Origin of the sequence: Paraburkholderia sp. BL6669N2, assembly GCF_003387275.1 — a bacterium.
Classification (GTDB): domain Bacteria; phylum Pseudomonadota; class Gammaproteobacteria; order Burkholderiales; family Burkholderiaceae; genus Paraburkholderia.
In genome coordinates this window covers 146,372-171,867 of the sequence record NZ_QUNA01000003.1, presented here as the reverse complement: position 1 = coordinate 171,867, position 25,496 = coordinate 146,372, and the positions used below count along the sequence as shown (strand labels likewise).

At 60.3% G+C, this 25,496-nt stretch carries 22 protein-coding genes and 3 pseudogenes; 7 read left to right on the top strand and 18 right to left on the bottom strand.

The features are described from left to right. Positions 1-7 precede the first annotated feature (7 nt). From B0G80_RS44685 to B0G80_RS44670, 4 genes are all read right to left on the bottom strand, one after another. Positions 8-739, bottom strand: coding sequence for a TenA family transcriptional regulator (locus B0G80_RS44685; RefSeq protein WP_116124107.1), 732 nt, complete (start codon positions 737-739; stop codon positions 8-10). Positions 740-850: 111 nt separating this feature from the next. Next, entirely contained in the window at positions 851-1,945 is a 1,095-nt protein-coding gene (locus tag B0G80_RS44680) for a porin (RefSeq protein WP_116124106.1), read from the bottom strand. 168 nt (positions 1,946-2,113) lie between these two features. Further along, positions 2,114-3,436, bottom strand: a complete 1,323-nt coding sequence (locus B0G80_RS44675; protein ID WP_116124105.1) for an MFS transporter — start codon at positions 3,434-3,436, stop codon at positions 2,114-2,116. A 69-nt stretch (positions 3,437-3,505) separates the two neighbouring features. Next, positions 3,506-5,008 carry an amidase gene (locus B0G80_RS44670; protein ID WP_116124104.1) on the bottom strand — a complete coding sequence of 501 codons (1,503 nt, stop codon included), beginning with the start codon at positions 5,006-5,008 and terminating at the stop codon, positions 3,506-3,508. Between the two features lie 596 nt (positions 5,009-5,604). On the opposite strand from B0G80_RS44670, the gene B0G80_RS44665 reads away from it, so the two are divergent. Together B0G80_RS44665 and B0G80_RS44660 are read left to right on the top strand one after the other, a co-directional pair. Then, on the top strand, positions 5,605-6,480 hold the full coding sequence (locus tag B0G80_RS44665) for a site-specific integrase (RefSeq protein ID WP_116121856.1): 876 nt from the start codon (positions 5,605-5,607) through the stop codon (positions 6,478-6,480). Positions 6,481-6,496: 16 nt separating this feature from the next. Continuing rightward, positions 6,497-6,676, top strand: a pseudogene (locus tag B0G80_RS44660) (transposase zinc-binding domain-containing protein); the annotation flags it as partial. 81 nt (positions 6,677-6,757) lie between these two features. Here the strand turns inward: B0G80_RS44660 and B0G80_RS44655 are convergent. The 9 genes and pseudogenes from B0G80_RS44655 to B0G80_RS44615 form a co-directional block, all read right to left on the bottom strand. Next, entirely contained in the window at positions 6,758-7,747 is a 990-nt protein-coding gene (locus B0G80_RS44655; protein ID WP_116120080.1) for a tyrosine-type recombinase/integrase, read from the bottom strand. Next, complete coding sequence (locus tag B0G80_RS44650) at positions 7,744-8,652, bottom strand: tyrosine-type recombinase/integrase (RefSeq protein WP_116120079.1); 909 nt, start codon at positions 8,650-8,652, stop codon at positions 7,744-7,746. The genes B0G80_RS44655 and B0G80_RS44650 overlap by 4 nt, the downstream gene beginning before the upstream one ends. Next, positions 8,649-9,896, bottom strand: a complete 1,248-nt coding sequence (locus B0G80_RS44645) for a tyrosine-type recombinase/integrase (RefSeq protein WP_220377483.1) — start codon at positions 9,894-9,896, stop codon at positions 8,649-8,651. The genes B0G80_RS44650 and B0G80_RS44645 overlap by 4 nt, the downstream gene beginning before the upstream one ends. A gap of 170 nt (positions 9,897-10,066) precedes the next feature. Then, positions 10,067-10,246: pseudogene (locus B0G80_RS44640) on the bottom strand (transposase zinc-binding domain-containing protein); the annotation flags it as partial. A 16-nt stretch (positions 10,247-10,262) separates the two neighbouring features. Then, positions 10,263-11,138 carry a site-specific integrase gene (locus tag B0G80_RS44635; RefSeq protein ID WP_116121856.1) on the bottom strand — a complete coding sequence of 292 codons (876 nt, stop codon included), beginning with the start codon at positions 11,136-11,138 and terminating at the stop codon, positions 10,263-10,265. A 241-nt stretch (positions 11,139-11,379) separates the two neighbouring features. Next, positions 11,380-12,450, bottom strand: coding sequence for a hypothetical protein (locus tag B0G80_RS44630; RefSeq protein WP_116124103.1), 1,071 nt, complete (start codon positions 12,448-12,450; stop codon positions 11,380-11,382). A 267-nt stretch (positions 12,451-12,717) separates the two neighbouring features. Next, positions 12,718-15,189: a CHAT domain-containing protein gene (locus B0G80_RS44625; RefSeq protein WP_116124102.1), complete on the bottom strand. Its 2,472-nt coding sequence runs from the start codon at positions 15,187-15,189 to the stop codon at positions 12,718-12,720. Between the two features lie 2 nt (positions 15,190-15,191). After that, positions 15,192-15,698: a tetratricopeptide repeat protein gene (locus tag B0G80_RS44620; RefSeq protein WP_181920240.1), complete on the bottom strand. Its 507-nt coding sequence runs from the start codon at positions 15,696-15,698 to the stop codon at positions 15,192-15,194. A 500-nt stretch (positions 15,699-16,198) separates the two neighbouring features. Further along, a complete protein-coding gene (locus B0G80_RS44615; protein WP_116124100.1) occupies positions 16,199-16,678 on the bottom strand; it encodes an SET domain-containing protein in 480 nt (159 codons plus the stop codon). Between the two features lie 153 nt (positions 16,679-16,831). On the opposite strand from B0G80_RS44615, the gene B0G80_RS44610 reads away from it, so the two are divergent. From B0G80_RS44610 to B0G80_RS44590, 5 genes are all read left to right on the top strand, one after another. Then, positions 16,832-17,116: an H-NS family nucleoid-associated regulatory protein gene (locus tag B0G80_RS44610; RefSeq protein ID WP_116124099.1), complete on the top strand. Its 285-nt coding sequence runs from the start codon at positions 16,832-16,834 to the stop codon at positions 17,114-17,116. Then, the gene (locus B0G80_RS44605) at positions 17,113-17,700 is read left to right on the top strand and encodes a nucleoside 2-deoxyribosyltransferase (protein ID WP_181920239.1); all 588 of its coding nucleotides are present in this window, start codon (positions 17,113-17,115) and stop codon (positions 17,698-17,700) included. The genes B0G80_RS44610 and B0G80_RS44605 overlap by 4 nt, the downstream gene beginning before the upstream one ends. Positions 17,701-17,731: 31 nt before the next feature. Further along, on the top strand, positions 17,732-18,649 hold the full coding sequence (locus B0G80_RS44600; protein WP_116124097.1) for a site-specific integrase: 918 nt from the start codon (positions 17,732-17,734) through the stop codon (positions 18,647-18,649). A 93-nt stretch (positions 18,650-18,742) separates the two neighbouring features. Next, on the top strand, positions 18,743-19,189 hold the full coding sequence (locus tag B0G80_RS44595; protein WP_258879290.1) for a hypothetical protein: 447 nt from the start codon (positions 18,743-18,745) through the stop codon (positions 19,187-19,189). A gap of 167 nt (positions 19,190-19,356) precedes the next feature. Further along, positions 19,357-20,841: a 3'-5' exonuclease gene (locus tag B0G80_RS44590; protein ID WP_116124095.1), complete on the top strand. Its 1,485-nt coding sequence runs from the start codon at positions 19,357-19,359 to the stop codon at positions 20,839-20,841. A gap of 339 nt (positions 20,842-21,180) precedes the next feature. Here B0G80_RS44590 and B0G80_RS44585 read toward each other — a convergent pair whose 3' ends face one another. The 5 genes and pseudogenes from B0G80_RS44585 to B0G80_RS44565 form a co-directional block, all read right to left on the bottom strand. Beyond that, a complete protein-coding gene (locus B0G80_RS44585; protein WP_116124094.1) occupies positions 21,181-21,450 on the bottom strand; it encodes a hypothetical protein in 270 nt (89 codons plus the stop codon). Next, positions 21,447-21,929, bottom strand: coding sequence for a DUF2778 domain-containing protein (locus B0G80_RS44580; protein WP_116124093.1), 483 nt, complete (start codon positions 21,927-21,929; stop codon positions 21,447-21,449). Before B0G80_RS44580 ends, B0G80_RS44585 begins: the two co-directional genes overlap by 4 nt. A 196-nt stretch (positions 21,930-22,125) precedes the next feature. Beyond that, positions 22,126-22,722: a hypothetical protein gene (locus B0G80_RS46325; protein ID WP_181920238.1), complete on the bottom strand. Its 597-nt coding sequence runs from the start codon at positions 22,720-22,722 to the stop codon at positions 22,126-22,128. A 1,058-nt stretch (positions 22,723-23,780) separates the two neighbouring features. Next, positions 23,781-23,996 (bottom strand): annotated as a pseudogene (locus tag B0G80_RS47715) (recombinase RecA); the annotation flags it as partial. A gap of 315 nt (positions 23,997-24,311) precedes the next feature. Next, positions 24,312-25,496: a S8 family serine peptidase gene (locus tag B0G80_RS44565; RefSeq protein ID WP_147310014.1), complete on the bottom strand. Its 1,185-nt coding sequence runs from the start codon at positions 25,494-25,496 to the stop codon at positions 24,312-24,314.

Below are 25,496 nucleotides of genomic sequence, written 5' to 3'. Positions count from 1 at the left end.
GCTTGCTTTAGGCCGCGAGGCCCAGTTCGGGCAGCGGGATCTCTTTTTCGACGTAGTCGTAATAGAGCGCCGTGGTGTACAGCAGACGCATCTGCGCGCCCACTTCGCAGATCTTCAGGCAACGCTGTTGCAGCTCCGGCGTGTTCGCGTGTTCGAGCACGATCTGATAGCCGCGCTCGCCGTGGATCTCGTCGGACACGATGTGCAGGTCGAAGAACTCGACTTCCTCATCCGTGAACTTATAGAGATCGCGCAGCGTCGGCGTCTGCTTGCGGTAAATGGACGGCACCTGCGACTCCAGCCCGACCACCAGCGCCGCGACCGCCACTACCGGGTCTTCGCGCATCGCCACCGAATAGCACCAGCCTTGCAGACCGCGCGTGGTCGGCGACATGTTGTCGGGATCGACCACGCGTTCACGCGTCGTGCCGCACGCTTCGGCGAAGCGGATCAGCAGGTCCGTGTGACGGTCGCCGCCGATTTCCTCTTCGTACATGTTCGCGAGCAGGAAGTCTTTCGCCTCGGTCATGTGATCCGGCGTGCGCGCGTACAGATAGCCGAGGTAGTCGGCGAACGGCCCGACGTAGTGGTAGTGGTTCTCGGCCCAGCGCGCGAGATGCGCGCGCGTCAGCTTGCCGCTCGCCCACGCGATGCTGAACGGCGCCTTGTTCGCGCTCTTTCCCTTGATCGCTTCTTCAAGTGCCGCGCGGAAAGTTTCGCGGTCCATCAGTTCTGCCATGTCCGACTCCTTCTTGGGGTGAATTGCCCGCCAACCGTGACGGAGGTCAATTCAGTACACTGTATACATTAATAACGGAAAAGCCAACTCCGCAAAGATCCTGGTGTGCGGCTAGAACGAATGACGCAAACCGATGCCCGCCGCCGACTGCATGTTGCTGCTCGACGCCGAGATGAACTGCGAGACCTGCGCAACCTGCGCATCGCCGAGCGCGCGTTGCAGCGTCGCGAACGCGTAAAGCTGCGTGCGCTTGGACAGCGAGTAATTCAACACCGCGTTGTACTGGATGTAGCGCGGGTCGGCGTCGTTCGCGTCGACGGAACCTTCCGTGTACGTGACGCCCAGACCCGCCGACAGTGCCGGCGTGAAGTAAAACATGCCGTTGATTTCATAGTTCATGAAATTGACGTCTTGCCCTTCGAAGCCCTGCTTGTACTCGACATGCGTGACGTCGGCGCTGATCTTGGCCTTGCCGATCTTGTACGACGCGCCGCCGCCCACCGTGAGGAACGAATGCGCGGCGAGCGCATATTCGCCTACCGCCGAATTGGTGTCCTTCCAGAACGTACCCGGCGACAGTTCGCCCGGCTGGCGCGCGTAGGTCATGCCGAAGCCGGCATAGAGCGGTCCGTTCTCGTAGCTGCCGCCCAGGCTCCACATGCTCCGGCTGCCGAAGCTGCCCGCCTGGCCGCCGAAGCTGTACATCGCGCTGCCGGTGAAGCCGCCGAAGCTGTTGGCATAGCGCACCGCGTTGTTCACGCGCACGCCGCGGTTGGTCAAGTCCATGTCGCCGGGGTGCTCCATGTAGACCGACCAGTCCGCCGCGGTGAGTGGCGCGACGTAATCGACCATCGACTCGTACTGGCGGCCGAGCGTGATGCGGCCCCAGCGGTCGTTTTCGAGGCCCACGTAGGCTTGGCGGCCGAACATCAGGCCACCCTGACCGAGCGAGCCGTCCGTCACGTCGAAGCCGTTTTCAAGCCGGAAAATCGCGCGCGAGCCGCCGCCCAAATCTTCCGAGCCCAGAAAGCCGACCCGGCTGCCGCGCGTCGAGCCGCTCGCCATCGCATACGAGCGGCCACCGTCCTGATTGCTCGTGTAGATCACCGCTGCGTCGATCAGGCCGTACAGCGTGACACTGCTTTGCGCGTGCGCCGTGACCGAAAGGCATGCAAGGCCTGCCGCGCTCCAGAAAGTCTTGTTCATCCAGGGGTTCCTTGATTTTTTCATTGAAAGACCTGCCGCTCCGGGGACGGTGCTCTCATGACCCTCTCCTATCGCACCGTTCATTTTTGTATTCTGTATACTGCAATGACGAAAACAAATGGACAATAAAAATTTCGAGGTTTATTGCTCCGCTTCGTTGATATTGGATCAACGCGAAGTGCCCGTCGGGGTGATTGCTTGACCAGCAGCGGCGGAATGCGCGGGCGCGTCGGTCGCGGCTGCATCGGCTTCGACGGCGTCGAGCGCGATGCCATTGGTCTCCGGCAACATCAGCGCGGCGAGCACCACGAAGCAATAGCCGACGCCAGCCACGAGCGGAATCGCGAGCGTCAGCGTGAAATGGCCGTTCGCGAGCCAGCCCGCCGCGAACGGGAACACCGAGCCGATCACGCGTCCCACGTTGTACGCGACGCCATAGCCGGTCGCGCGGATGGAGTTCGGATAGGTCTCGGCGATGGTCGCGGCCACGCCGGAAAACGTCCCCTGCATCAGCACGCCGAGCAGAAAGCCGATCAGCAGCATGACCGGCGTCGGCGCGTCGATCAGCATGTACGCGATGCTCATCACGAACGCGCCCGCCGCAAACAGGATGTACGTTGGGCGTCGTCCGAAGCGGTCCGTGGTCCATGCGCCCAGTGCGTAACCGGCCAGCGAGCCGCCGATCGTCACGGCGAGCCACACGCCGGTGCCCGTCACTGAAAGGCCGCGCTCCGACTTGAGCCACATCGGCATCCACGTCGCGATCGCGTAGTAGGAGCCGAGCATGCCGCCCGACAACAGGCTGCACCACAACGTGCGCGCGGCGAGCCGGCCGCTGAACACCGCGCGCAACGCCTCGCCCGCGCTGGTGTTGCGGCGCGCAGCGAGCGTGCGGTGGAACGATTCCGGCTCGCGCAGATTGCGCCGCAGCCACACCACCAGCAGCGCGGGCAGAATGCCGACGAACAGACACACGCGCCACGCCCACTCCGGCGGCAGCCAGTTGAACAGCATGCTATACGCGAGCGCGGCGCCGGCCCAGCCGAACGAATAGCTGCTCGCCGTGAAGCCCGAGAATTTCCCGCGATGCGCGGGATTGCGGATCATCTCCGTGACCAGCACCATGCACAGCGACGACTCGCCGCCGAACCCGAGCCCCTGCACCGCGCGCAGTACCGCGAGCTGGGTCGGCGAATTCGCGAACCCGCACGCGAAGCACGACAGCGCGAACAGCGCGATGGTCCAGCGCAGGATTCGTATGCGGCCGTATCGGTCGGCGAGCAGACCGGCGCCGATCGCGCCGACCAGCGACGCGACCAAGGTCCACGTGACGATGCTGCCCGCCGTCGCCTTGCTCATGTGCCAGGTCTGCATCAAAACGGGGATGAGGAGCGAATAGATCATGAAGTCGTAGACGTCCACCGCGTGACCGACGAACGCGCCGGCAAACGCCTTCTTTTCGTTTTTTGACAGTGAGGTGAACCAGGACATGAGCGTGGGCTCCGTGTGCGATCGAGTGAGTCGGGTTCGGCGCGCGGCATCAGCGCTTAACGGGTTTGTTCACAGTGCACCGGGCGGTGCGTATGCGGCGTAGCCTTCGGCTTCGAGCAGGCTTGCCACCTGAATCGAGCGTAGGTCGTGATACAGCGGCGCGACGATCTGCACGCCCACAGGCAAGCCGCTCGCGGTGCGTCCCGCTGGCGCGACCGTCGACGGCAAACCGCACAGACCCGAGTGCCCGGCCCAGAACAACTGAGTGGTGAGCGGCTGCGGCTCGCCGTTCACATCGAGCGTGCGCTGCCACGGCGCGCCCTCTTCGTTGAGCGTGAACGCTGCCGTCGCCGCTACCGGACATAGCAACACATCGACGCGCGTGAAAAGCACGCGCCACGCCGCCGCATATTTCTCGCGCAGCGGCTGCAATTTCAGCCAGTCGCGATGACGCATCGCCGCGCCCGTGTATTGCAGCGACGCGTAGGTCGTGTCGGCGGGATTAGCGGCGTCCGCGCCGGCGAGCGCGCTCGCGAAGGCTTCGTCGCCGAGATAGCCGCACGTCGATGCGCGCAGCAGCAGCGTGTACGTGCGCAGCAACTCCGCGGCGTCTAGTTGCGGACGCGCATCCCACAGCACTTGCGCGCCGCGCCGCTCCAGCGCGCGGCCAAGCTCGACGATGCAGCGCTCGACTTCGGCATCCACCGGCGCTACCGGATGGTTGCTCAATACGCCGAAGCGGATCTGATCGAGATTCTTCGTATCGCAGCGCGGCAGCTCGAAACGCACCGCGCACGCGGCATCGGGCGGCGGGCCCATGATCGCTTCGAGCACGAGCGCGAGATCGTTCGCGCTGCGTGCAAGCGGTCCGGCAACGTTGATGTCGGGACACGCGACGCCGCCCGGCAAGCCATGTCCGTCGAGCGACACGAGGCCGTGCGTGCTCTTGTGCGAGTAGATGCCGCAATAGTGCGCGGGGTTGCGGATCGACGAGCCGATGTCGGAGCCCACATCGAAAAACGCCAAGCCGGTACTCACCGCCGCCGCGCTGCCGCCCGACGAACCGCCCGGCGTGCGCGCGAGATCATGCGGATTGCGCGTGGTGCCGTAGATGTCGTTGTAGCTTTGCCAGTCGCGCAGCCATAACGGCACGTTGGTCTTGCCGAGCAGCACTGCGCCGGCATCGCTCAGACGCTGCACGACGGCGGCATCGCGCGCGGCGATGTTGTCGCGGAACGCGGGATCGCCCACGGTGGTCGGCCAGCCGGCGACGTCGAAGGACTCCTTGATGGTGAACGGCACGCCGTGCAACGGACCGCGCGGGCGGCCCGTCGCGAGTTCTTCGTCGCGCTGCCTCGCGATGGCGTGCGCGCGCTCGAAGTCGCTTAGCACGAGGGCGTTGACCCGCGGGTTAGCCTCGCGCCAAGCCGCTTCGCACGCGGCAACGAGCTCCCGGGAACTGACTTCGTGGCGGCGCAGCGCGGCCGCTGCGCGCGCAGCCGACGCATAGCGCCAGGCTTCAGCGGCCTGTCCCGTTCCGACGCGGGCGACGTTCTCTGCGAGATCTGACATCGGCGTTCACTTTTCAGTATTTTGTATACCGTCTCAGGACAAATTTGCGTTGTCAAGTGCTCGCGGATAGGCGCTGCGGCACGCCGACATGCAGCTGCCGCCGAAAAAGGCTTCGGTGCGGTTGCGCGAGGCGGTCAGGCCGCGTGGCATCTACTGGCGCTTCGCGCGCCATGCAGTCTTTGCGGCGCGGGGTCAGGTGGGGTTGGAGGCCAATGATTACGGGTACCTTCCGTCTTGATCAACGGGGAGGAGCGTCCATCACAAATAAACGACGCGTATGTGCCATGTCGCGCTATTGGGCGGGTTCCGACGGAGCTTGCCATGCGGGGATCAGTGGGACGCGATCCACGTCGGCGATTGAATCCGCGTCAGCTAACGGCAGCGGACGGGGCGGTTGAATGGCCGCTTGTTGGTGCTCAACCGACGCCTCAATGTCCGCAACTCGGTGGGGCGAACGTCACTTCCTGGCCGACAGAACGAAACCGCTCGCGCGGTAGGGGGCTGCGGTCCGACGCTGGAGGTCAGGGAGGGGCCGGTCGCGCGGTTTATGTTGGCGAATGAGGCAATCCGCCTCGTTCTTCAACAGGAGCCGCATCATGACCTCCTCTCAACCGACCGTCAGCCCGTTGCGCCAGCGCATGATCGACGACATGCGTATGCGCCAGCTTTCCCCGAAGACGCAAGCCAACTATCTGCGCATCGTTCGCGAGTTCGCCCGATACCTCGGGCGCTCGCCTGATACCGCCACGGTCGAGGACCTGCGAACCTACCAGCTGCATCTGGTCGATCATGGCACGTCACCGATATCACTGAACGCCGCGATCACCGGGCTGAAGTTCTTCTTCGAGACCACGCTCCACGAGTCCGAACTGATGGCCCGGATGCAGCCCGTGCGCGTGCCCCGTACGTTACCGGTCGTGCTCAGCCCCGATGAAGTACGGCGGCTCATCGCCGCCACAGGCAACCTGAAGCACCAGACGGCTCTCTCGGTTGCCTACGGCACCGGGCTGCGCGTCAGCGAAGTGGTGGCGCTGAAGGTCACAGACATCGACAGCCAGCGCATGACGCTGCGTGTCGAGCAGGGCAAGGGCCGCAAAGATCGCTACGCGATGCTTTCACCGGTGCTGCTCGAACGCCTGCGCGTCTGGTGGCGTGTGGCCCGTGCCCAGGGCAGGATGCCCGACGGCGGGTGGCTGTTTCCCGGGCTCGACCCCATCGATCCCCTCACGCCGAGGCAACTCAACCGTGCCATCCGTGCGGCCGCCGAGGCCGCGCAGATCGACAAGCGCGTGTCGATGCACACGCTGCGTCACAGCTTTGCCACGCACCTGCTCGAACAGAAGGTCGACATCCGCGTGATCCAGGTGCTGCTTGGCCACAAGAAGCTGGAAACCACCGCGCTTTACGCGCAGGTAGCCACCGACCTGCTGCGCGAAGTCACCAGTCCGCTGGAGCGCCTGCCCGCCAACTGACCCGGCGCAGTGCCTCATGCCGGAGGTCGCGGACATCTTCCGCGCACGCGGGCCGGCGTGGCGTCGCACAGTCCACCTGAGCCTCGGGCAGCTGAAGGTCATGTCAGCCATCGAACAGTGCCGCAGCGCGGCGCTGGGCGGGCATGTGCTGCGCTGTTCCGGCTGCGCGCGCACCGAGATCGCCTACAACTCCTGCCTTATGGGAAGTGTTTTGCTATGGGGAGAAGGCACCCCCTGAGCGAGCACGGAGTGAACTCCGCGCCCGTTCAGCTCTCCATTAAAGCTTGGCCCTGAGCATGGCGATTACCTTATCGGACGGCCGGAACGAACCCCTGCGCAAATGCGGTGGGACGATCGCGTTGAGGGCTTCGAGCTTCTCAGTTGGATCAGCGCGAGTGTAGATTTCAGTGGTCGCCAGATCGCTGTGCCCGAGCCACAGGGAAACCTTTCGGATGTCCTGAGTGCTTCGCAGTACTATCATTGCACAGGTGTGCCTCAAGACGTGCGGTGATACCTGCTTCTTCGACAGCGAGGGGCACTTATGACTAGCCGTCGCAGTGTGGCATTTAAGGACATACGCGAAACCCCAACGGCTCATCGCTTCGCCCCGTGCATTAACGAACAATTCCGGTACTGCGACACTTCCCCGTATCACCATCCAGGCACGCAACGCGTTAGCGGTCGTTTTCCACAGGGGCAAGGCGCGCTCCCGCCGGCCCTTGCCGTGAACACGGATGCTCAACGACGGGAGGACAACATCGGCGGTATGCAATCCCGTCAGCTCCGATACACGCAGGCCGCCGCAGATGGCCAGATGCAGCATCGCCCGGTCCCGAATACCCTCGCGCGTTGACGGATCTGGCGCATCGAGCAGAGCCCGAACCTCATCCTCGAGCAGATATGGCACCAGACGGGAATCGGTTTTCTTATAGGGAATGCCCAGGATTCGTCGCGCTTGCTCAAGAATCGCGGGCTCGCGATACTCAAGGAAGTGGAAGAATGACCTGATTGCAGCCAGCCGGACATTACGCGTCTCAGGCGAATTGTGGCGCGCATCTTCGAGATATTCCAGGAAGTCGCTGATCAGCCTCGCATCGAGCTGCTCCAGTGCTAGCGACGAGGGCGTCACCTTGAGTCGCCTGGCGGCGAACTCGAACAGAAGCTGGAAGGTGCAAGCATAGGAGTCGCAGGTGTGTTGGCTGGCGCCTCTCTCATGGGCAAGGTTTTGACGAAGGAATGCAACAATGTGCGGCGCGATCGGCATCATTTCTGTTCTCCGGTGAGAAACCCCTCTGCGGCGACAGCAATGTCGCGCAGGAGCGCGGGCGTGGCCTCGAGATACCAATAGGTGGCGTTGATGTTGACGTGTCCCATGTAGGTCGCAAGGGCCAACATGTGCCGCCCGACCCGGTCTCGGCCTTCCGGGCTTGCCTCCAGTGCCCTGACGGCGAACGTGTGTCTGAGCTCATGCAAGCGGGGACGGTGGCCGTTGTGGGTGGTGCCGATGCCGGCAAACTTCAGCAGCTTCTGGAACATCCAGTAAGTAACCGTGTATCTGAGCGCGTGACCGTCGTCATCAACGAACACATGGTCGTCACCCGGGCAGGCTCGTCGCCGCAGTGCTAAATACCTCTGCAAACCCGCCACCGCTGTCTCGTGCAGTGGAACTAGACGGGTCTTCTGGAATTTGCTCTTTCGAATCAGCAGTCCTTCGGAAGTCATGTCGGCAAGGCGCAGGTTCAGGGCCTCCGAGATCCGCATGCCCGTGGCTAGCAGCAGGGCAATTAATGTCGCATACGTTTGTGGTTGCAACGTGCCCCGAGGGCCCGATTGCAAGGCTGTGTTTATCAAGCGCTCAATGTCAGCGCAGGTGTAGATGAACGGAACGCGACGCGTCTTTCGGTAACCAAAGTGGCGGGCGGGTGGTAGTTCATGGTTTTGATCCTCCATACGCATGTACCGGGCGAACCGACACACGGTCTTTAGCCTTGCGTCACGCTGGGCCACCGACGCAGCCTCGCCGGCCCAGTCGATTGCTGTCTGCGTGCAAACGTGCATTTCACCGCGTTTGACAGCAAAGCACGCGAAACTGCGCAACAGGTAGTCTGCGTTCAGCAGTTTGAATCCGGCGGCACGCCGCGCGGCAAGATAGGACTCCACGGCCGGCATCATTTCGCCACCTCCGGCCATGGCCGAGCGATTTGGCTGAGCAGCGCTACGTCGACCTTGGCGTAATACGCCGTGGTATCAATGCCGCGATGCCTCAGGATCAGGCCAACCTGGTCGAGGGGAAGCCCGTGGCGCAACATCTCAGTCGCCGCCGTGTGGCGCAGCAGATGTGCACCTTTGGCGGGCGAACTCACCCCGGCCCGTTTTAGTGCGCGCTTCACTATCGAAGATATGCCGTCGCTTGAGATATGCGGCTTGACGGGTGCGATGTTTCTAACAAAGACATGGTCGCTGCCGGCAACCCGAGGTCGCGATTCGAGATACCGCAGAAGTGCCTCGCCAGCATCCTGCGGCAGCGGAAGGCGAACTTCATAGCGCCCCTTTCCCAAGACACGTAGCGTCCCGGAGTCCCACTCCATACCGCTCAAGCGAAGGTTCGCCAGGTCACCTGCGCGAACCCCAAGTCGCACAAGCAGGAGGACGATCGCACGATCGCGAAGACGCCTGCGTGAATCGTCATCGCATGCGGCGATCAGGCGGTCAACTTCGTCAGCGCTCAGACACCTTGGCAGTGACGCCAGGCGCCAATGCGCCAGCGACGGAACCGCCTGATCGAGACCCGGCCGACACAGATCGTGAACCCCGAGGTAGCGTAAGAAGGCTCGCGCGCTAGTGACCCGCTTTTCAGCGGTACCAGCACCACAACTGCAGGCACTGTTCAGCAGGAACGTACGTATCTGCTTCGGATCCCACTGGCTGGCGTCATCGCCAAGCACTTTCAGCATCACTGCGGCATCACGACAGTAGAGCCGAATGGTTGGATCCTTCGCACCCCGGTGCTTTTGCAACCATCGCCGGAAACCACCTACGATTGCCGGTTCCCGAATCTCTGCAATCGAAGGCTTGTCGTCCGGGCAGACGCCGATCTCGATCAGGTATTCGCGAAAGCGTTTGGCGCCGAAATAGACGTGGTGGCCGGTCCTGCCACCTTTTACTTCCGGGCAAGTGCAAGTTGGCAGATGACGAAAGAAGGTTTCCGGGGTTTGTGGACCAGTATCGGCCAGGGTACCGCCGTGTGCCAGCATGAAGCGACCAAGATGGTCGGCAGCTCGCAGGTAACGTATGGCACTGGCCGCGGAATATCCGTCTCGTTCAAGCGCGTCAGCAAAGTCGTCAATGAAGACTCCGCTGGGTCCCGAGCGCAGGCGTTTCAAGGTTTTGGGTGCTACCAGGTAGGTGTCCAGCATCACATCCTCCTATGAGGGTTGCCTGGGAAGGCCCAACCACCATAGCAAAGGAGGACCGCGATTTTATGGGGTGTTAAATGGCGACCGGCCAGATACAAAACCAGATACGCCCGGTAGGTTTCGCGCCGAACCTGATCTGCAACTCCCCGTTAGACAGAACTTCCCATAAGGCAGGAGTTGTAGGCGATCTCGGTGCGCGCGCAGCCGGAACAGCGCAGCACATGCCCGCCCAGCGCCGCGCTGCGGCACTGTTCGATGGCTGACATGACCTTCAGCTGCCCGAGGCTCAGGTGGACTGTGCGACGCCACGCCGGCCCGCGTGCGCGGAAGATGTCCGCGACCTCCGGCATGAGGCACTGCGCCGGGTCAGTTGGCGGGCAGGCGCTCCAGCGGACTGGTGACTTCGCGCAGCAGGTCGGTGGCTACCTGCGCGTAAAGCGCGGTGGTTTCCAGCTTCTTGTGGCCAAGCAGCACCTGGATCACGCGGATGTCGACCTTCTGTTCGAGCAGGTGCGTGGCAAAGCTGTGACGCAGCGTGTGCATCGACACGCGCTTGTCGATCTGCGCGGCCTCGGCGGCCGCACGGATGGCACGGTTGAGTTGCCTCGGCGTGAGGGGATCGATGGGGTCGAGCCCGGGAAACAGCCACCCGCCGTCGGGCATCCTGCCCTGGGCACGGGCCACACGCCACCAGACGCGCAGGCGTTCGAGCAGCACCGGTGAAAGCATCGCGTAGCGATCTTTGCGGCCCTTGCCCTGCTCGACACGCAGCGTCATGCGCTGGCTGTCGATGTCTGTGACCTTCAGCGCCACCACTTCGCTGACGCGCAGCCCGGTGCCGTAGGCAACCGAGAGAGCCGTCTGGTGCTTCAGGTTGCCTGTGGCGGCGATGAGCCGCCGTACTTCATCGGGGCTGAGCACGACCGGTAACGTACGGGGCACGCGCACGGGCTGCATCCGGGCCATCAGTTCGGACTCGTGGAGCGTGGTCTCGAAGAAGAACTTCAGCCCGGTGATCGCGGCGTTCAGTGATATCGGTGACGTGCCATGATCGACCAGATGCAGCTGGTAGGTTCGCAGGTCCTCGACCGTGGCGGTATCAGGCGAGCGCCCGAGGTATCGGGCGAACTCGCGAACGATGCGCAGATAGTTGGCTTGCGTCTTCGGGGAAAGCTGGCGCATACGCATGTCGTCGATCATGCGCTGGCGCAACGGGCTGACGGTCGGTTGAGAGGAGGTCATGATGCGGCTCCTGTTGAAGAACGAGGCGGATTGCCTCATTCGCCAACATAAACCGCGCGACCGGCCCCTCCCTGACCTCCAGCGTCGGACCGCAGCCCCCTACCGCGCGAGCGGTTTCGTTCACTCGACCCAGACGAGACCTCCGGCGTTCTCGATTGCGGACACTCGCATAGTGAATCCGCCGCGATCGACGTCTATGGCTCGGAGAACTCGGAACTCAACTCGACGGAGTAGGATAACGTCACTGCGCTTTCACTAATTGAATCCAGTTCTTAAGGCTAGTTACTATCTGTGGAGTCTCATTAGCTCCCACCGCAATCACATTGCGAGTATCAAGCGCAATCTTCGCCAATACGACATCACTCCACGAATGCTCCTGTGCGGTTAAGGAGCAGAAGGTTCTTACCCAATTGTGCACAAGCTTTGGAACGACATGACTCATATCAAAGCTCAGCAGGCTTCCTGCTGCACTGGAATTACCTTCATCTGCGATCTTCGAGACAAGGTACGGTCCGGTGGTGCTGGAAGCCTTGCCAAATTCAAAGAGCAAAACCTTAGCACGCGCGTAGTCATAAGCTGCAAGCACGCGTTCCGCCATATGAGTAAGCTGATCCTGATTCGACAAATCTGCGGGAATCTCAACATTACTCTTGAGCGGTAAAAGGATAATGTCGAGTTCACTACGGCGACGATAGCGTTCCATCTCTTCGAGAGGCTGCAGGATAAGCAAGTAGGCTTCGATAGCGCTCAAATATCGTTGTCGCTCCTCGTCGCTGCCCGGCGGAGCATAAAACAATAAGTAGCTATACAAACCATATCCACGGGGCGGGTCACTGCTGTGCAACAAAAACGCTCGGTCACTAAGCATCGGCGAGCGGTTGGCGCCGGATAACCCCAGCGAGTTATTTGATTTCGAAAGGTAGACCGACAGATCGCAAACAGCCCTGCCGAGCATTTCGTCATCGATGGTCACAACCGCGTGGGCTTTGATAACTTCTGCAGAGCCATCAGCACCCGATTCAAACGACCACGTGGCTATTTGATCGCCAACGATTCTGCCTATGGATGCGGCCCAAGTAAGCCGAATTGGCCTTGTAATGACTGCGCCATCAGCGTCGGTGGCCCAAACTCTAAGTGTCACCGATTTCCCCGCTTGCACTACGGGCTGGTCGGGTAAGCAAACGCTTCGCAAGGACGCTGCTGCGCCCACAGTGGGCTCCGCATTGACATCGATTCCTGACCAAGCAAAGAACAAAACGAGAGACAGAAGCACGTTAACTAAAGTCGAAAAGAAACGCCTCGGCTTATTCATGCTTCCCTCTCTTTAAGCTCCCTATATGCCGGTTGAAAATTACAGTGGCTAATAACACTATTAGTACGATAAATGACTTTTCCTTAGCGTCAAAAGACCATCCGAGCCCAACCTCTGCGATCACCAAAATCGATACACTCACGATGACCACAATAACAAGTGTCCGCATTGGAAATTGAAATGATGCTCGGCTCATGTTAATGTCCAGTCAATCAATCTATACGCGCGATAGCAAATCGGCCGCGAGCGACGGGAAGCCAGATTACGCTACGGCGACAAAGGCCCCGCTGCACCGATCGTAACGAAACTCGCCCAATAGTACGGGTGGGCACGTTTATGATCATTTAGCATATCCAATTGTGCAGCACGCAGGGCCGCGGAGCGGCCGACCCCAGTGGATAAGCGCCCGTAGTAGGCTACCATCAGATCCTTTGTTGCTATGTCATCCACCTTCCATAGACTCACTACCTGAGTTTGCACTCCCGCCAACACCATCGCGCGACGTAGTCCGTAGACCCCTTCGCCGTTCTGCACCTGCCCGACTCCCGTTTCGCAGGCAGATAGAACGACTAGTTCGGTGCCCGCCAAATCTAACCCCGAGACTTCGAGCGCGGTGAGAATTCCGTCATCTCCCCCAGCGTGCAACTGGTTTGCTCCGGCGAGCGCCAATCCTGAACGCAACAATGGGTTCTCTCCCTTGGGCGCCTGCTCGTTGCGCTCAGCGAGAAATCCTGCTTCCTCGGATCGTTGATTCATAGCTTGGTCGCTGAGAAAAAAGCCGTGCGTGGCAAGGTGCAGGATGCGTGGGCCAGAAAGTTGCTTCACCGCGGACGCTGTTGCTGTGTCTCCTGTGAGAACTCGTTCGCGCGGGAGATGGAGAATTTCCCGAATCGCCTTGGCCTCCGCCTCTGTTCCGGGCAATGGCGTAAACTTCAGAGTCCCTGCATGTACTTCGGACGAGTGACCCTTCGGCCGTCCCACCGACTCATTGACAGTGCTTTGAAGAAGATCGAAGTTTGGGTCGGCGACGATAACAGGACCGTGGCGACTCGGAATGCTGCTAGGGGAGCGCAATAGGTCACGCCCGCTGGTGAGATACGTAAATTCAAACGATTGCGTAAGGTAGTTCCCTTTGTCGTCAACAAGGGCGCCGAAGGGTACCAGATTAAGTTGACCATCAGGCGCGAGATAAGCGCGCCCTACGTTTCCCATATAAGGGACCAAAGGCTGCATCAGCCGCACCTCGACGTCTCGTGCAATGTCCTTTACCACAATGCTGTGCGGATCTCGCAGAGCTGCAAGCAGATCCGAGATTGCGGTATCTATCGTCTTCGCGTCACCTAAATCCACCGCGGCAGGTGCACCTTGGCGCTTTAGCACGTACGCCATATAGCGCGGCATACCATACTTCGGCTCGCTACCGACGGCAATCGGATTGAAAGGATGATACCGAAACCACTCGATAAGGGCTGCGCCTTCCGGAATGGCCTGCTGGACTCGCTCGAGCGTCACTGTTTCAACATGCTGGCGGAACTCGATACTGCGCTGACTGAGTCCGCTTTCGAACGATGTGGCCTGCGCTTTCACCTGGTCCAGTAGTCTGCGGTGCTGCTCCGGTGACATCCGCTCCGGTCCACGTAAGAGTAGTGACGCATACTGCGTGGTGATCTCGCGCCATTGTTCAAACAGTTGCCGATCACCCGGTGCTAAACTCCTTCTTACCGCTTCGAAATCATCGGCCAGAATGTCTAAGACCCTGCCCTTGCGTTGAAGAACCACCTGCATTCCAAAAGACTCAGCATCGGCAACGTGTCCGCGCGACACTAACGAAAAAGTGACATCTCCGTCGGTTTCACCGTCCAACATATTCATAAACGCGCGCTTCCTCGGCTCGCCGCCAAGTACTAGGACACTTTGGCTGAACAACTCACTCGCTTGCGCACCTCGCCTAAGATTGTCAGCCGCTTCTGACCAGTTGGATTGAGCCCAGTGCAGGTCAGCAAGATTGTTTAGAGATCTCGACGTATTGGGGTTTGCGGGGCCGAGCGCGTTCTCGTTTATAGCCAACGCGCGCTTGTACAGCGATTCCGCCTGCGCATATTTTCCCTCACCTTCATACGCCAACGCGATGTTATTAAGATCTCTTGCTACATTTGGATGCTCAAGTCCAAGTGCTTTTTCGTCGATAGCGCGTGCCATCTGCAAGGCTTCGATTGCCTGCTTATCTGCCCCAACTGTCAGGTACAGCATGCCAATATTATTAAGAGTCAGCGCGGTAATATGGTGTTCTGGTCCGAGTGATTTCACGTTGATGGCCAGCGCCTGCTTGAAAAGCGGCGCGGCATCGTCATAACGACCAGTATCGCAATAGAGGAGAGCCAGATTATTAAGGCTGGCGGCTGTCTCTGGACTAACTGGCCCGAGCGTCTTTTCGCGAATCGTGAGCGCACGGTTATAAAGTGGCTCGGCCTCGCGGTACGAACCAATCTCTCTATAGAGTTCCGCGAGATTATCAAGACTAAGAGCGACGGCCGGGTGTTCTGCTCCTAGCACCTTCTCGTTAATAGCGAGAGCACGTTGATCCAACGGCTCAGCCTTTGCAAACTCTCCCGCAGTCCGATAAACCTCGGCGAGATTGCCAAGACTTCTCGCGGTGCCCGGATTGTTCGGGCCTAACACTTTCTCGCGAATGGCAATCACGCGCTCCAAAAGCTGTTCTGCCTTCGCGTAGGAGCCCATGTTCAAATACACAGCCGACAGATTATTAGGTCGCTTGACGTATTGTAGGCTTCAGGGCCAAGAACTTTCTCGTCGATGGCAAGTGCACGCTCAAACAACGGCTTCGCTTTGGCGTACTCCCCCGTTGCCACATACAACGCGGCGAGGTTGTTAAGACTCGTAGCGGTTGCTGGATGTTCTGGACCAAGTATCGCCTCATTGATGGCTAACGCGCGCTTAAAAACGGGCTCTGCTTCAGGATATAATCCTGAAAGCTCATATAAGTTACCAAGCACGCTGAGGCTTTCCGCAGTTTCCGGTCGATCGGGTCCGAACTTATGCTCGACTATGGTTAGAATTTTCTGCGCTATAGAAATAGCGTCACGAAACTGCCCCGCCTCATATAGAATTTTTATTTGGTCTTGAAATTGAGGAACGTCCGACTCACTTCCGCTCTGCGCCCATCCTGACCCGACCAGCGCCGCCAATGCGATGCCAAAAATAATATTCCGTAGATTTTGTACATTCACGACAATCTCCACGCTTAAAACCTATGAGCATCGACGAATGTCATTGCGCCACCGAAGCGATCGACAATATCATGCTGTCCGACCTCCATATGTGTGGTTAACCGCACATGGTAACGACTTCTTTAGGAACAGATTGCATCAGATAAGGCAAAATTTTCCATAATTTTCTGAAAAGCTTACTTATCGATTTGATGGGATGCTGGAATAAATCGCCGATGATTGAAGCTACGCCCAAAGCTAGCTAGGCTGTTGCGCTCTCAAGGATAGGTCGAGCAAACGATTAACAATGTGCCCGGCCGCCCAAGATCCACGAGTTCGCCTAGGCGGTAACACTAGAGGCGGCATATGTTCAGTGGTTCTATGGCCCCTTGTGCATGCCCGGACTGCCCCGAAAAGGCGATTGTTGACGATTTGGACCAAGGCGTCGAGGGACCGGTTGTGGCCGAGTCCAGCCCAACGGCGACCGCCTCAACCCGAACGGGAAGGACTTTGCTCTCACGTTAATCGGCCTGCTCAACGTCGAATGAACCGGAGAAGCGCATTGAACTACCGGCGAGCATCGTTCCGCGACATCGCCGGTGACCGCAGTGGCACGCATACTGCGCGCGCACCGCTGCCGAAGCTCGGCCCTCTGTCGTAAGACCGTATGCGATGAACAGTTCCTCGCCGGGCGGGATATTCGACACCGCCTGGATGTAGACCCTTCCGTCATCCTCGACGGCCTCACAGTTGGCGACGCAGGCATGGTTGAGCCAGCGCGCGCTGTTGCCGCCGAGCGCACCATCAATGACCCGGCCATCAGAAAGTCCGAAGAGGTACGTATGGCCCTCCTTCCCAAACCGGCGATGGCGACTCATCGCGCGCTTCCGGCTCATAACCGTGCCTTTGTACGCGAGGATGCGCTCGCCGGCACATAGGAGCCGCAGCGCAAAGACGCCGCGACCGTGAACGCTCGAGCGGCGGACAGAGATTCTTTTCATCGATGGTCGATACTGCGAATGTGGGACGTTGAGTTACCGCTGGCGAGGCCTGGAACGAACATCGCTCCGTGCGCCTGTCAGCCCCGGCGGGGAACTTGACAGCAATTCGCGCCTGGTAGAATCGTCCATCATCCTCAACGAAAATTCAACATCATGGCACGGTACAAAGAACTGCTCGCGGAAAAAGAGAAGCTTGAAAAACTGATCGCAGAGGCACGGGAGCACGAGGCCGCGTCCGCGCTGGAAAAGGTGCGCGAGACTGTGGCCGAATTCAGCTTTACGCCCGAACAGGTGTTTGGCAAGCGGCGCAAGAACGCGGGCCGGCCGGCGGCCGCGAAGTACCGCGATCCCGAAACTGGCAATACGTGGAGCGGGCGCGGACGCGCGCCACGATGGCTCAAGGATCAGGACCTCGAACGCTTTCGCATCGCCGAATGACCGCGGCAGATGGCGGCGCCGTGAGGGCGCAGATCTATCTCGCGGGTTTCGACGTTTTTCGCGCCGACGCACTGAAGTACGGTCGCTCGCTGCAGCGACTTTGCGCCAGTCTGGGATTCGAGGGGCTTTACCCGCTCGACGCGATCGCGCCAGCGAACCTGTCGCCTCACGACAAGGCCACGTGGATCTACCGCGCCAACGTGGCCGCGATTCGCCGTGCCGATATCGTGATGGCCAATGTGGCTGACTTTCGCGGCGTTGGCGAGCCAGATAGCGGCACCGCGTTCGAGATAGGCTTTGCCGCGGCGCTGGGAAAGCCGGTATGGGCCTATCGCAACGATCTGAGCGCACTGCGTGAGCGCGTGCCGTGCATTGCGACAGCGCTCGGCGCTGTTTGCGAGCGCGGCTATCTGGTCGAGGACTTCGAACTTCCCGTCAACCTGATGCTCGCGTGCGCGGCGCAGATCGTCGAGGGCGGGCCTCTCGCCTGCCTGCACGCGATCGCTGACGCATGGAGCAAGGGGATGACCCCCTCTTCCTGTAGACGGGGAGGCGAATCGGAGATTCGCAAGGTGGCGGGATGACGCTAATCCAGTATATAAGGTGCCGCACTTGATGAACGGATCACATCTCTGGGCAGCCGAGCCGCACGCCGCCTACGCGCAATGGCAGACAACCGAAGCGGCCGGTGCAGACCGCCGCCGGTTCTCCCAACGCTCGATCGTGCAGCACAAGGCGATGTTCGACCGGTTCCTGCGCCATCTGGGCACCCGCGGCGTGGCGCTCGCGACGTTCGGGCCCGAGCACCTTGAGTCATTCTTTGGCGACGTCGAAAACCGCTGTGCGCCGGGTACGACCACGCGCCTGCGTTACGTCAAGCTGATCGACCGGCTGAGTCGCCATCTTGTCGACATCGGCCTGCGGGAGAGCAATCCGGCGGCACCCTTCGCGCTCTCGGCCGCCTGGCCAGAGGACGAGCCAGAGCCGCTCTTCCTCGATCCGGCCGCCGACGCTGCGCTGCAGGCCTACGCGCAGCCGGACGCCGGCGACGACGCTCGCCTTTGCCGCAACCGGGCGGTGGTTGCGCTGCTGCTCGGCGCAGGACTCACTGCGGCCGAACTTCGCGGCGCTTGCTGGCGCGATATCGTTATCGACGGCATACGGCCGCAGGTGCGGATTCCAAAACGGGGCGCACGCCTCGAACGCACAGTTGCCCTGCCTCCGTTCTCAACGCCTCCGTTAGCCGCGTGGCAGCGGGCGCATCCTGCGTCGGACGGGACGCTCCTGTTTCCGGCTCCACGGACCGGGGACAAGCCCATCAACGACGTCCTGCTCGGTGCGATCGTGCGGGAAGCGCTGGAGGCAATCGGGTTCGCCGCGGTGGACATGAGCCCGCGTGTGTTGCGCAATACCTTCGCGCGTCGCCAGTTGCTGTCGGGCCGGACCAACGAGCAGACGAGCGCGTTGCTCGGTCTCGCCAGTCAGCGCACCGTCACGCGACTTCGCGCCACTATCACCGCGCCGACGACTTGACTTCGCACCCCACTCCGTAGGCTGGTTTTGCCGGTTCATCGGTTCCGGCAAAATCTTTTTTCGGAGTGCTACATGCCATACAGAACATCTTTCATGGACATGGCCTATCCCGATGAAACGGGCCGGCCATGCGCGCTTCAGTTCCGCATTGCGTTCACCGCAGCAACGGAACGTCTGGCCGTCGTCCATCTGCTCGAGACGAGGGCCGATTACCAGGGTCCGATGGAGTCGTCCATCGTCCGGGACCAGATCCTCAATCGCATTCTTGACGTCCACCTGCGCGGCGTGCCGCTGAACGCCATCCGGCTCGTCGTCGAGAGCGGCGACTCGTCGTCGCTATTTCCTATCGATTTCGACGTGGGGGATTACATCAAGCGCGGCAATCCCTATGAAGCGACACATGTCACCACTGGTCGCGGCCTGTTCCGGGAACGCGTCGCGATCCGGTCCGAGTCGGTTGTCGCCGGGCGCACCCGCGTACAGACCAGCCACGCCGAGCCTGTTGCCGTCCCGCGCGACATTGCTAACGCGCTGCGCTAGGCGTGTGACGACGTCGCCCAGCGCGCAAGCTCGAAAGGCGGTGCAGTTAAGCCGTCTTTTCCGAGCGCGTGCATGCGGCGACCTGCCAGAATGTTTGAGAGTTTCTGTATCCGATGACCTGCAACGCACATCACAGCCCTTCGTTGCCCACCACCATTCGAGAACGCATGAAAACAATCAAGCCGACGAAGGAGCAGCTCGACACACACGAGACGGTCGCCTCCGGCGCGAGGGTAAAAGTGAAAGCGTACGCCGGCGCCGGCAAAACCTCGACGCTCGGGATGATTGCGGAACGGTTCAGCACGAAGCGTGGCCAGTACCTCGCTTTCAACAAGGACATTGCGGCCGAAGCAAAGCGGAAGTTTCCGCGCAACGTCATGTGCCAGACAGTCCACTCGGTCGCGTTCCGGGCCAGCGACAAGGCGCTGACCGCGCGGCTGAACCTCCCCAAGGAGCCGCCTCACCTCCTTGCCGCCCGGTACGGGCTCGGGCCCATCCGCGTGCCGACGATTATCGGCAAGAATGTCGAGCTATCCGCCTTCCAGGTTGGCCGGCTCGTTGCCGACGGAGCCGCACGCTTTTGCCGGTCCGCTCAGGACGAGCCCCAGGCGTGGCACATTCCAGTGGACGAGATGATCACGGAGCAGTCGGCCGAAGAGTTGCGGACGATGCTGTTGCCCTTCGTGGAGCGCCACTGGAACGAGAGCATCGACCCGCAGGGGAAGACCGCCATCACCCCGGACACGTATCTGAAGACATGGGAGCGGTCGCGGCCGCAGATCGGCGCCGATTTCATCCTGTTCGATGAGGCGCAGGACAGCGACGGTCTGATGCTGTCGGTAATGCGTCGCCAGGAGCACGCGCAGGTCATTTATGTGGGCGATCCCTACCAGCAGATCTACGAGTGGCGCGGCGCGGTCAACGCGATGGAATACATCAACGCACGGGAGTGCGCGCTCACCGAGTCGTTTCGCTTCGGACCGCACTTTGCCGCGCTTGCTTCACGCATTCTGAACCTGCTGGGCGAGCGGGTACCGCTTCGCGGCCAGGCCAGCGTCTCATCGACCTTCTTCGAGGAGCATGACCCCACACGGAGCTTCGACGCGATCCTCTGCCGGAAGAACGTGACCGTCATCGGGACCCTGGCAAACGGCCTGCAGAGCGGCCACAAGGTCGCCGTGCGGGCGAACATTGAGGAAATCCTCGCATTCGCCGACGGAGCAGACCGCCTGATGCGGGGCCAACGGACCTTCAGCCCGGCGTCGCTCGCGTTATTTGAAACATGGCGCGACGTCCAGCAATACGCAGCGAGCCACGCGGGCCGTGACCTCCTGCCGGTCGTCCAGCTTATCGATCGTGAAGGCACCGCGTATCTGCGCGACCTCCTGTCCCGCGCCTCTCCGGAGGCCGAGGCCGACTATGTGGTCTCAACGATTCACCGGGCGAAGGGTCTTGAATGGAACCGCGTGAAGGTCTGCGGCGACTTCCGCTTCAAGACAGAAGATGACGGCCGCACCACGGTGACCGATGAGGAAAAACGCCTGCTGTACGTTGGCCTCACGCGAGCACGGCATGAAATGGATGTGTCTGAACTGCGCAACGATCTGCTCAAGGTTTTTCACGACGCCGCTCCGATCGAGCCGGGGCGGTAACCGTTCGGTCTTAAGGCCGACACCTTTTGGCCAGACGCGCACCTGGATATACCCTGGAATCACCGCTCAATCCAGATCGTCAGAATGTGATGGCAGGTATACCGAAAGGACAATCGACCCGGCGACCGGAACGCTCCGTCATCCATGAAGCTGTATTCGATGCGCGCGAGCCAATTACGCACGGAAGAGAGAGGGGGTACGGCGATACAGAAAATCCCGCCCTTACAGTGTTCGTCGGTAGCCTATGGGCTGAGCTCCACGGCACAGGATGATACTCATTCGCCCGCTGGTGCAGGCGGCCACGGGCGCCTGCACAATGCGGGCAGCGCGGCGTCGGGGTCACGTCGGGCGTCTTTGCCTCTGGATAAGGACTGATGCAATCCAGACCAGCAGCGCCGCAGTGATGAAGCTGACGGCGAGCAGCACGGAGAGCATCACGCTTTCTTCGCCTTCAGTGCCAACGGCGCCGAATATACGAAATAAGGGCGTGAGCGCCGTCCATACGGCGTCGCTTCCGACCCAGCGCGCGAGTGGGTCAATTCGCGAAAGACCAATGAACACGAGTGGGGTGAGCAGGACCGCAAGGCCCACGCGCAAGAGACCTTTCATCGCACGTCCACCGTTCCGTAGTAGGGGATATCCGTGCCGGGGATCACCGCTGACGGTTGTGACAGGAGGTAGGCGCTCAGACGGTCAAACTGCGCCTGCGATGGGAGCGTTATACAGCCGTCGCTGACACCCCAGCGGCCGTTCGGATGCAACCGGAAATTGCCGCGCTTCACGCCGTTCACGAAAGTCCAGTCATCGATCTTGCCGTCGGCGCTGTACAGCGCTAACCAACTCGCCCGATCGCTGTTTGACCACATATCCAGGGCGAGGTCGCGCACGCGCCCAAGCCGCCCACCCGTCTCGCGCTTGATGATGTAATAGCGACCCTTGGGAATAGGACCGGCACCGACGACAGCAGTATCTGCGGGGTTATCAACGTGATCCTTATTGCCGGAGAACGCCGCTACTCCACCAAACCCGCTGCAGAGGAGGGTCGAGAGATTCCGTCCATTAAGTGCGAATGTGCATTGCGCTGGCATACCAGTCCTTTGAACCTGTGACCACCGTAAGGTATGACGAATTGCCACGTTTACGCAATCGAAGCGGCGTTGCCGTTCGGAGAATATGCTGGCCGCATTTATAACCTCGCGGGGTATGCGACACGGCCTGTCGCAGACGAAAAAAAAGCCCGGGGTTCCAGAGGAACCCACGGGCTGATCAAGACACTATTGGCGTTCACGCGTTGAAAGCGAGGCGAAACTGATCGCCGACCGCAGGCGCGGCCCGCCGCGACGCACTTCTCATCCAGCGATCCATCTCGGCCGCACGGTGAGCAATGGTGTTCGACGTCCCTGCCTGCCGCGCCTTGACCCGAGCAGCGAAGTCCGGCGCCATGGAATCGACGCTGGCGACCCAGTCGTACATCTTGACGCGCTCGAGGGCCTGCCCTTTTACACCAAACAGGTGAAGTTTGCATCCGCTCGGCAGGTGCGCTTCCAGCCCTTCCAGAATGGCGAACAGCCCGTGCCGGGGATCCGCCAGGTGCCGTCGGCAGACCGACCCGAGGCCGATCAGAACCGGCGCTGCGATCCACGGCATCCAACGCTCCCACACCTGCAGTAGCAGATCGATGCTTCGTCGGTAATCGTCAACTGACCAACCCTTACGGAAAAGTTTGCCGGCAATGGACACGCCGAAACCAAACCAGATCAAGGGAACGCCCAGGGGCGCACCGTCCATCATAAAGTCGAGGAAATGGACGGGATTCCAGCTTGCTTCAGATACCAGATGGACGTGCCGAGAACAAAATGCATATTCCGGCGGCTCGTGCACATCACGGACGGTAGTTCGTGAACATTCACTTCAACAAGTGATGAACAACTGACATGGTGCCGTGAACGCATTGCGCATCGGGCGGGTATTGGCGCTTCAGTTCGCAAAACCTGAAGTTAGCTGATTGACCGCTTCGGAGAAAGTTATCTGACCGGAGTGGGTCGGTTCGCTCTTCAAATGTATCGCCGGAAAGCGGCCAATCGTCAACGCTCCCTCGACCCTAAGCCGATGATCGTACCTCTTCTACCAACGTCTCAAAGACGGTGCAAGCGAATTGCTTGCAGCACGCTGACGTCAATAACATCGAGATAGAACGAGTATTTGAATGTTATTCGGCGGACGCGCCCTTCAGCGATCATGCGAAGAAGCCGTAAATATTATGGAAGGTTGTTCTGACATGGCCAGGGAGCCGCAATGAGAAACACGTAGAGCGAAGAAAAGTTGTCACCAAAAGCGAAGTAATGTTGTCAACATCAGTTTTTGGATTTTTTTAGACAAATGTTTGATTGAGACGAAAGGACGAAAAGCTTCGGCTCACCATGGCGCCGGCACTGAGCGCCCTAGTCCGATAACTAAAAACCGTACTCGTCACGGCCACGACGTTTTCTTCCTGCCGTGTGATTTCGGAAATCTTGGACAATGTGGGGGGTGGCTTTGCTAACTACGCGCTTCGTTGTGACTTCCGCCGCGCGGAAGCGTCACACGTCCCTGCCTTTACAGTTCGCCTCCGACATGCGATTTTCGACGAGTATTTCGCCAACGGCCTTGGATAGCAATACTAATCATCTATATTAACTCACGCATTTTGATGGTTGGGGCGACTCGCGTCTCATCTCCTTGAACGAAGAAATGTTAAACGCGTCAACTTCGCAAACGCAAACTATCCTCGTCACCCACTCGAGGATTTGTCGTCGAGAACGAACGCGAATTGACGAGTTTACTTCGCGCTGATGCGAGTTGACGACATTACTTCGTTCCGAAGCGAAGGAATGTTGTCAACTGGCAGGCTCTTCGCTCGTGTGCGCGGCCTCCGACCGGTGACAACTTTGCTTTGATTTACGGCTGAGCGCCGGCTGGAGCAACCGTATTTCGCCGACGCCCGGTTGCTGGACGAGCAGTTCAACCAGTGCACCAATTGGCCAGCCGCCTCCCGGAAGTTCGGCGGAAAGGACTGCATAGCCCGTATCGACAGATCGACCAACGCCCCGCGCCAGCTGGGATCCGAGCCAAAGGCCTGGATGTATGGTCTCGGGAGCGGGCTGGGCGGCGATCATGGCTGCAAATACTGTATGGATGTACAGTATCCTACGCTGAAATCGCAGACCGGCAAACCCGCGTTCCCGATGACTTTCACACTGGCCAGATTTTGAGTCATTCCGCGGCGTGATCCGGTCCGGTAGACGGGCCACCTTGATTCGCAAGATGCGTAGCGAATATTGTCCGTTGTCCGGGAAGTCTTTGATTCCCTTTTCCGGATGCATGTGTGTTTGGACGGCTCACCCTTCGTGGGGTGGGCTATTTTTTTGGCGGGTGGGTTTTTGTCGGCATATCCAGAAGCCGGGTTGGATTGGATGTCGACAGTTGAACATTTACATCTGCGGGGCTTGGACAATTCCCTCACCGATGTCACTCGCACTATAGCCCGCTGCCATTTCGTCAGTACTCGTTTGTCCGACAACGCGAGCCTCCAGTTGCGTCCCGCCGAGCGGTCCCTTTTTCAGCATTTTTTCTGCCCACAAGGCAGCCACTCCCGCTACATGAGGCGCGGCCATGCTGGTACCGCTCAGCGCCTGGAGTTTTCCGTCCAGAGCGACCGACATGATCTCGACACCGGGCGCCGACACCTTTGGCCCGTAGTTTGAGAAGTTCGCGACCCGCAGGCCGTCGTCATGCCTGCCCACGGCGCCGACCGACAAAATGCCCTCGACGACCGCTGGCGGCGAGACAGCGATCTGAAAACGCGGATCGATATCGCGGCGGCTTTCATTGCCCGCGGCCGCCACCAGCAGCGTGGAACGCGCCTTCACCCGCAGGTAGGATGCCAGCCGCTCGAACAGCAGAAGGTTCGTGCGATATCCCTCCAATGCGTGAGACGTGGCGAGTTCAGGAGGATAGCCATCCTCTTCGACCAGCTGTTTGACGAAGCCCGGAAAGTCCATGCCGAGCGACATCGAGATGACGTGCGCGCCATTGTCGACGGCCCACATAATCGCGTTGGCGATCTGGTCGCTGGCCGCCCCTTCCGTACTCAGCACCTTGCCGATCAACACCCGCTTGACACCTGGTGCCACCGCAATGCGCGTTCCGGACACGTCATGACCGAAGATCGTTCCGGCGCAGTGCGTACCGTGGCCGTCCACATCGACGACTCCCTCCCCGGTGAAGTCTTTCTCGATCACGTCGATGTCGTCGAACACGGGCAGGCTCCTGACGATGCCGCTATCCAGCACGGCAACCGTCACCCCCGCGCCGGTAAAAGGCGACGTGTCGGCCTTCACGGCCTGTACGCCCCATGCACAGGCTTCGGTCTCTTCCGAAGGTGGCGTGTCGTCCGAACCCGGGACCGCGAGCGGGGCAGCAAATGGAGCAATCAGACGCATCGGCATCGCGGGGGCTACGAAGATTTTCTTCTCCGCTAACGAAGCGAGATCCCGCGGAGCGAGTTCTTCCACGTCGATGGTCAACGATGAAGCCGTCCGGCTGAAAGACCTGACCTGCGGCGACGAACGCGCGGCCGGTCCACTGTCTCTGAGGATGATGTACCTTGCCTTCAA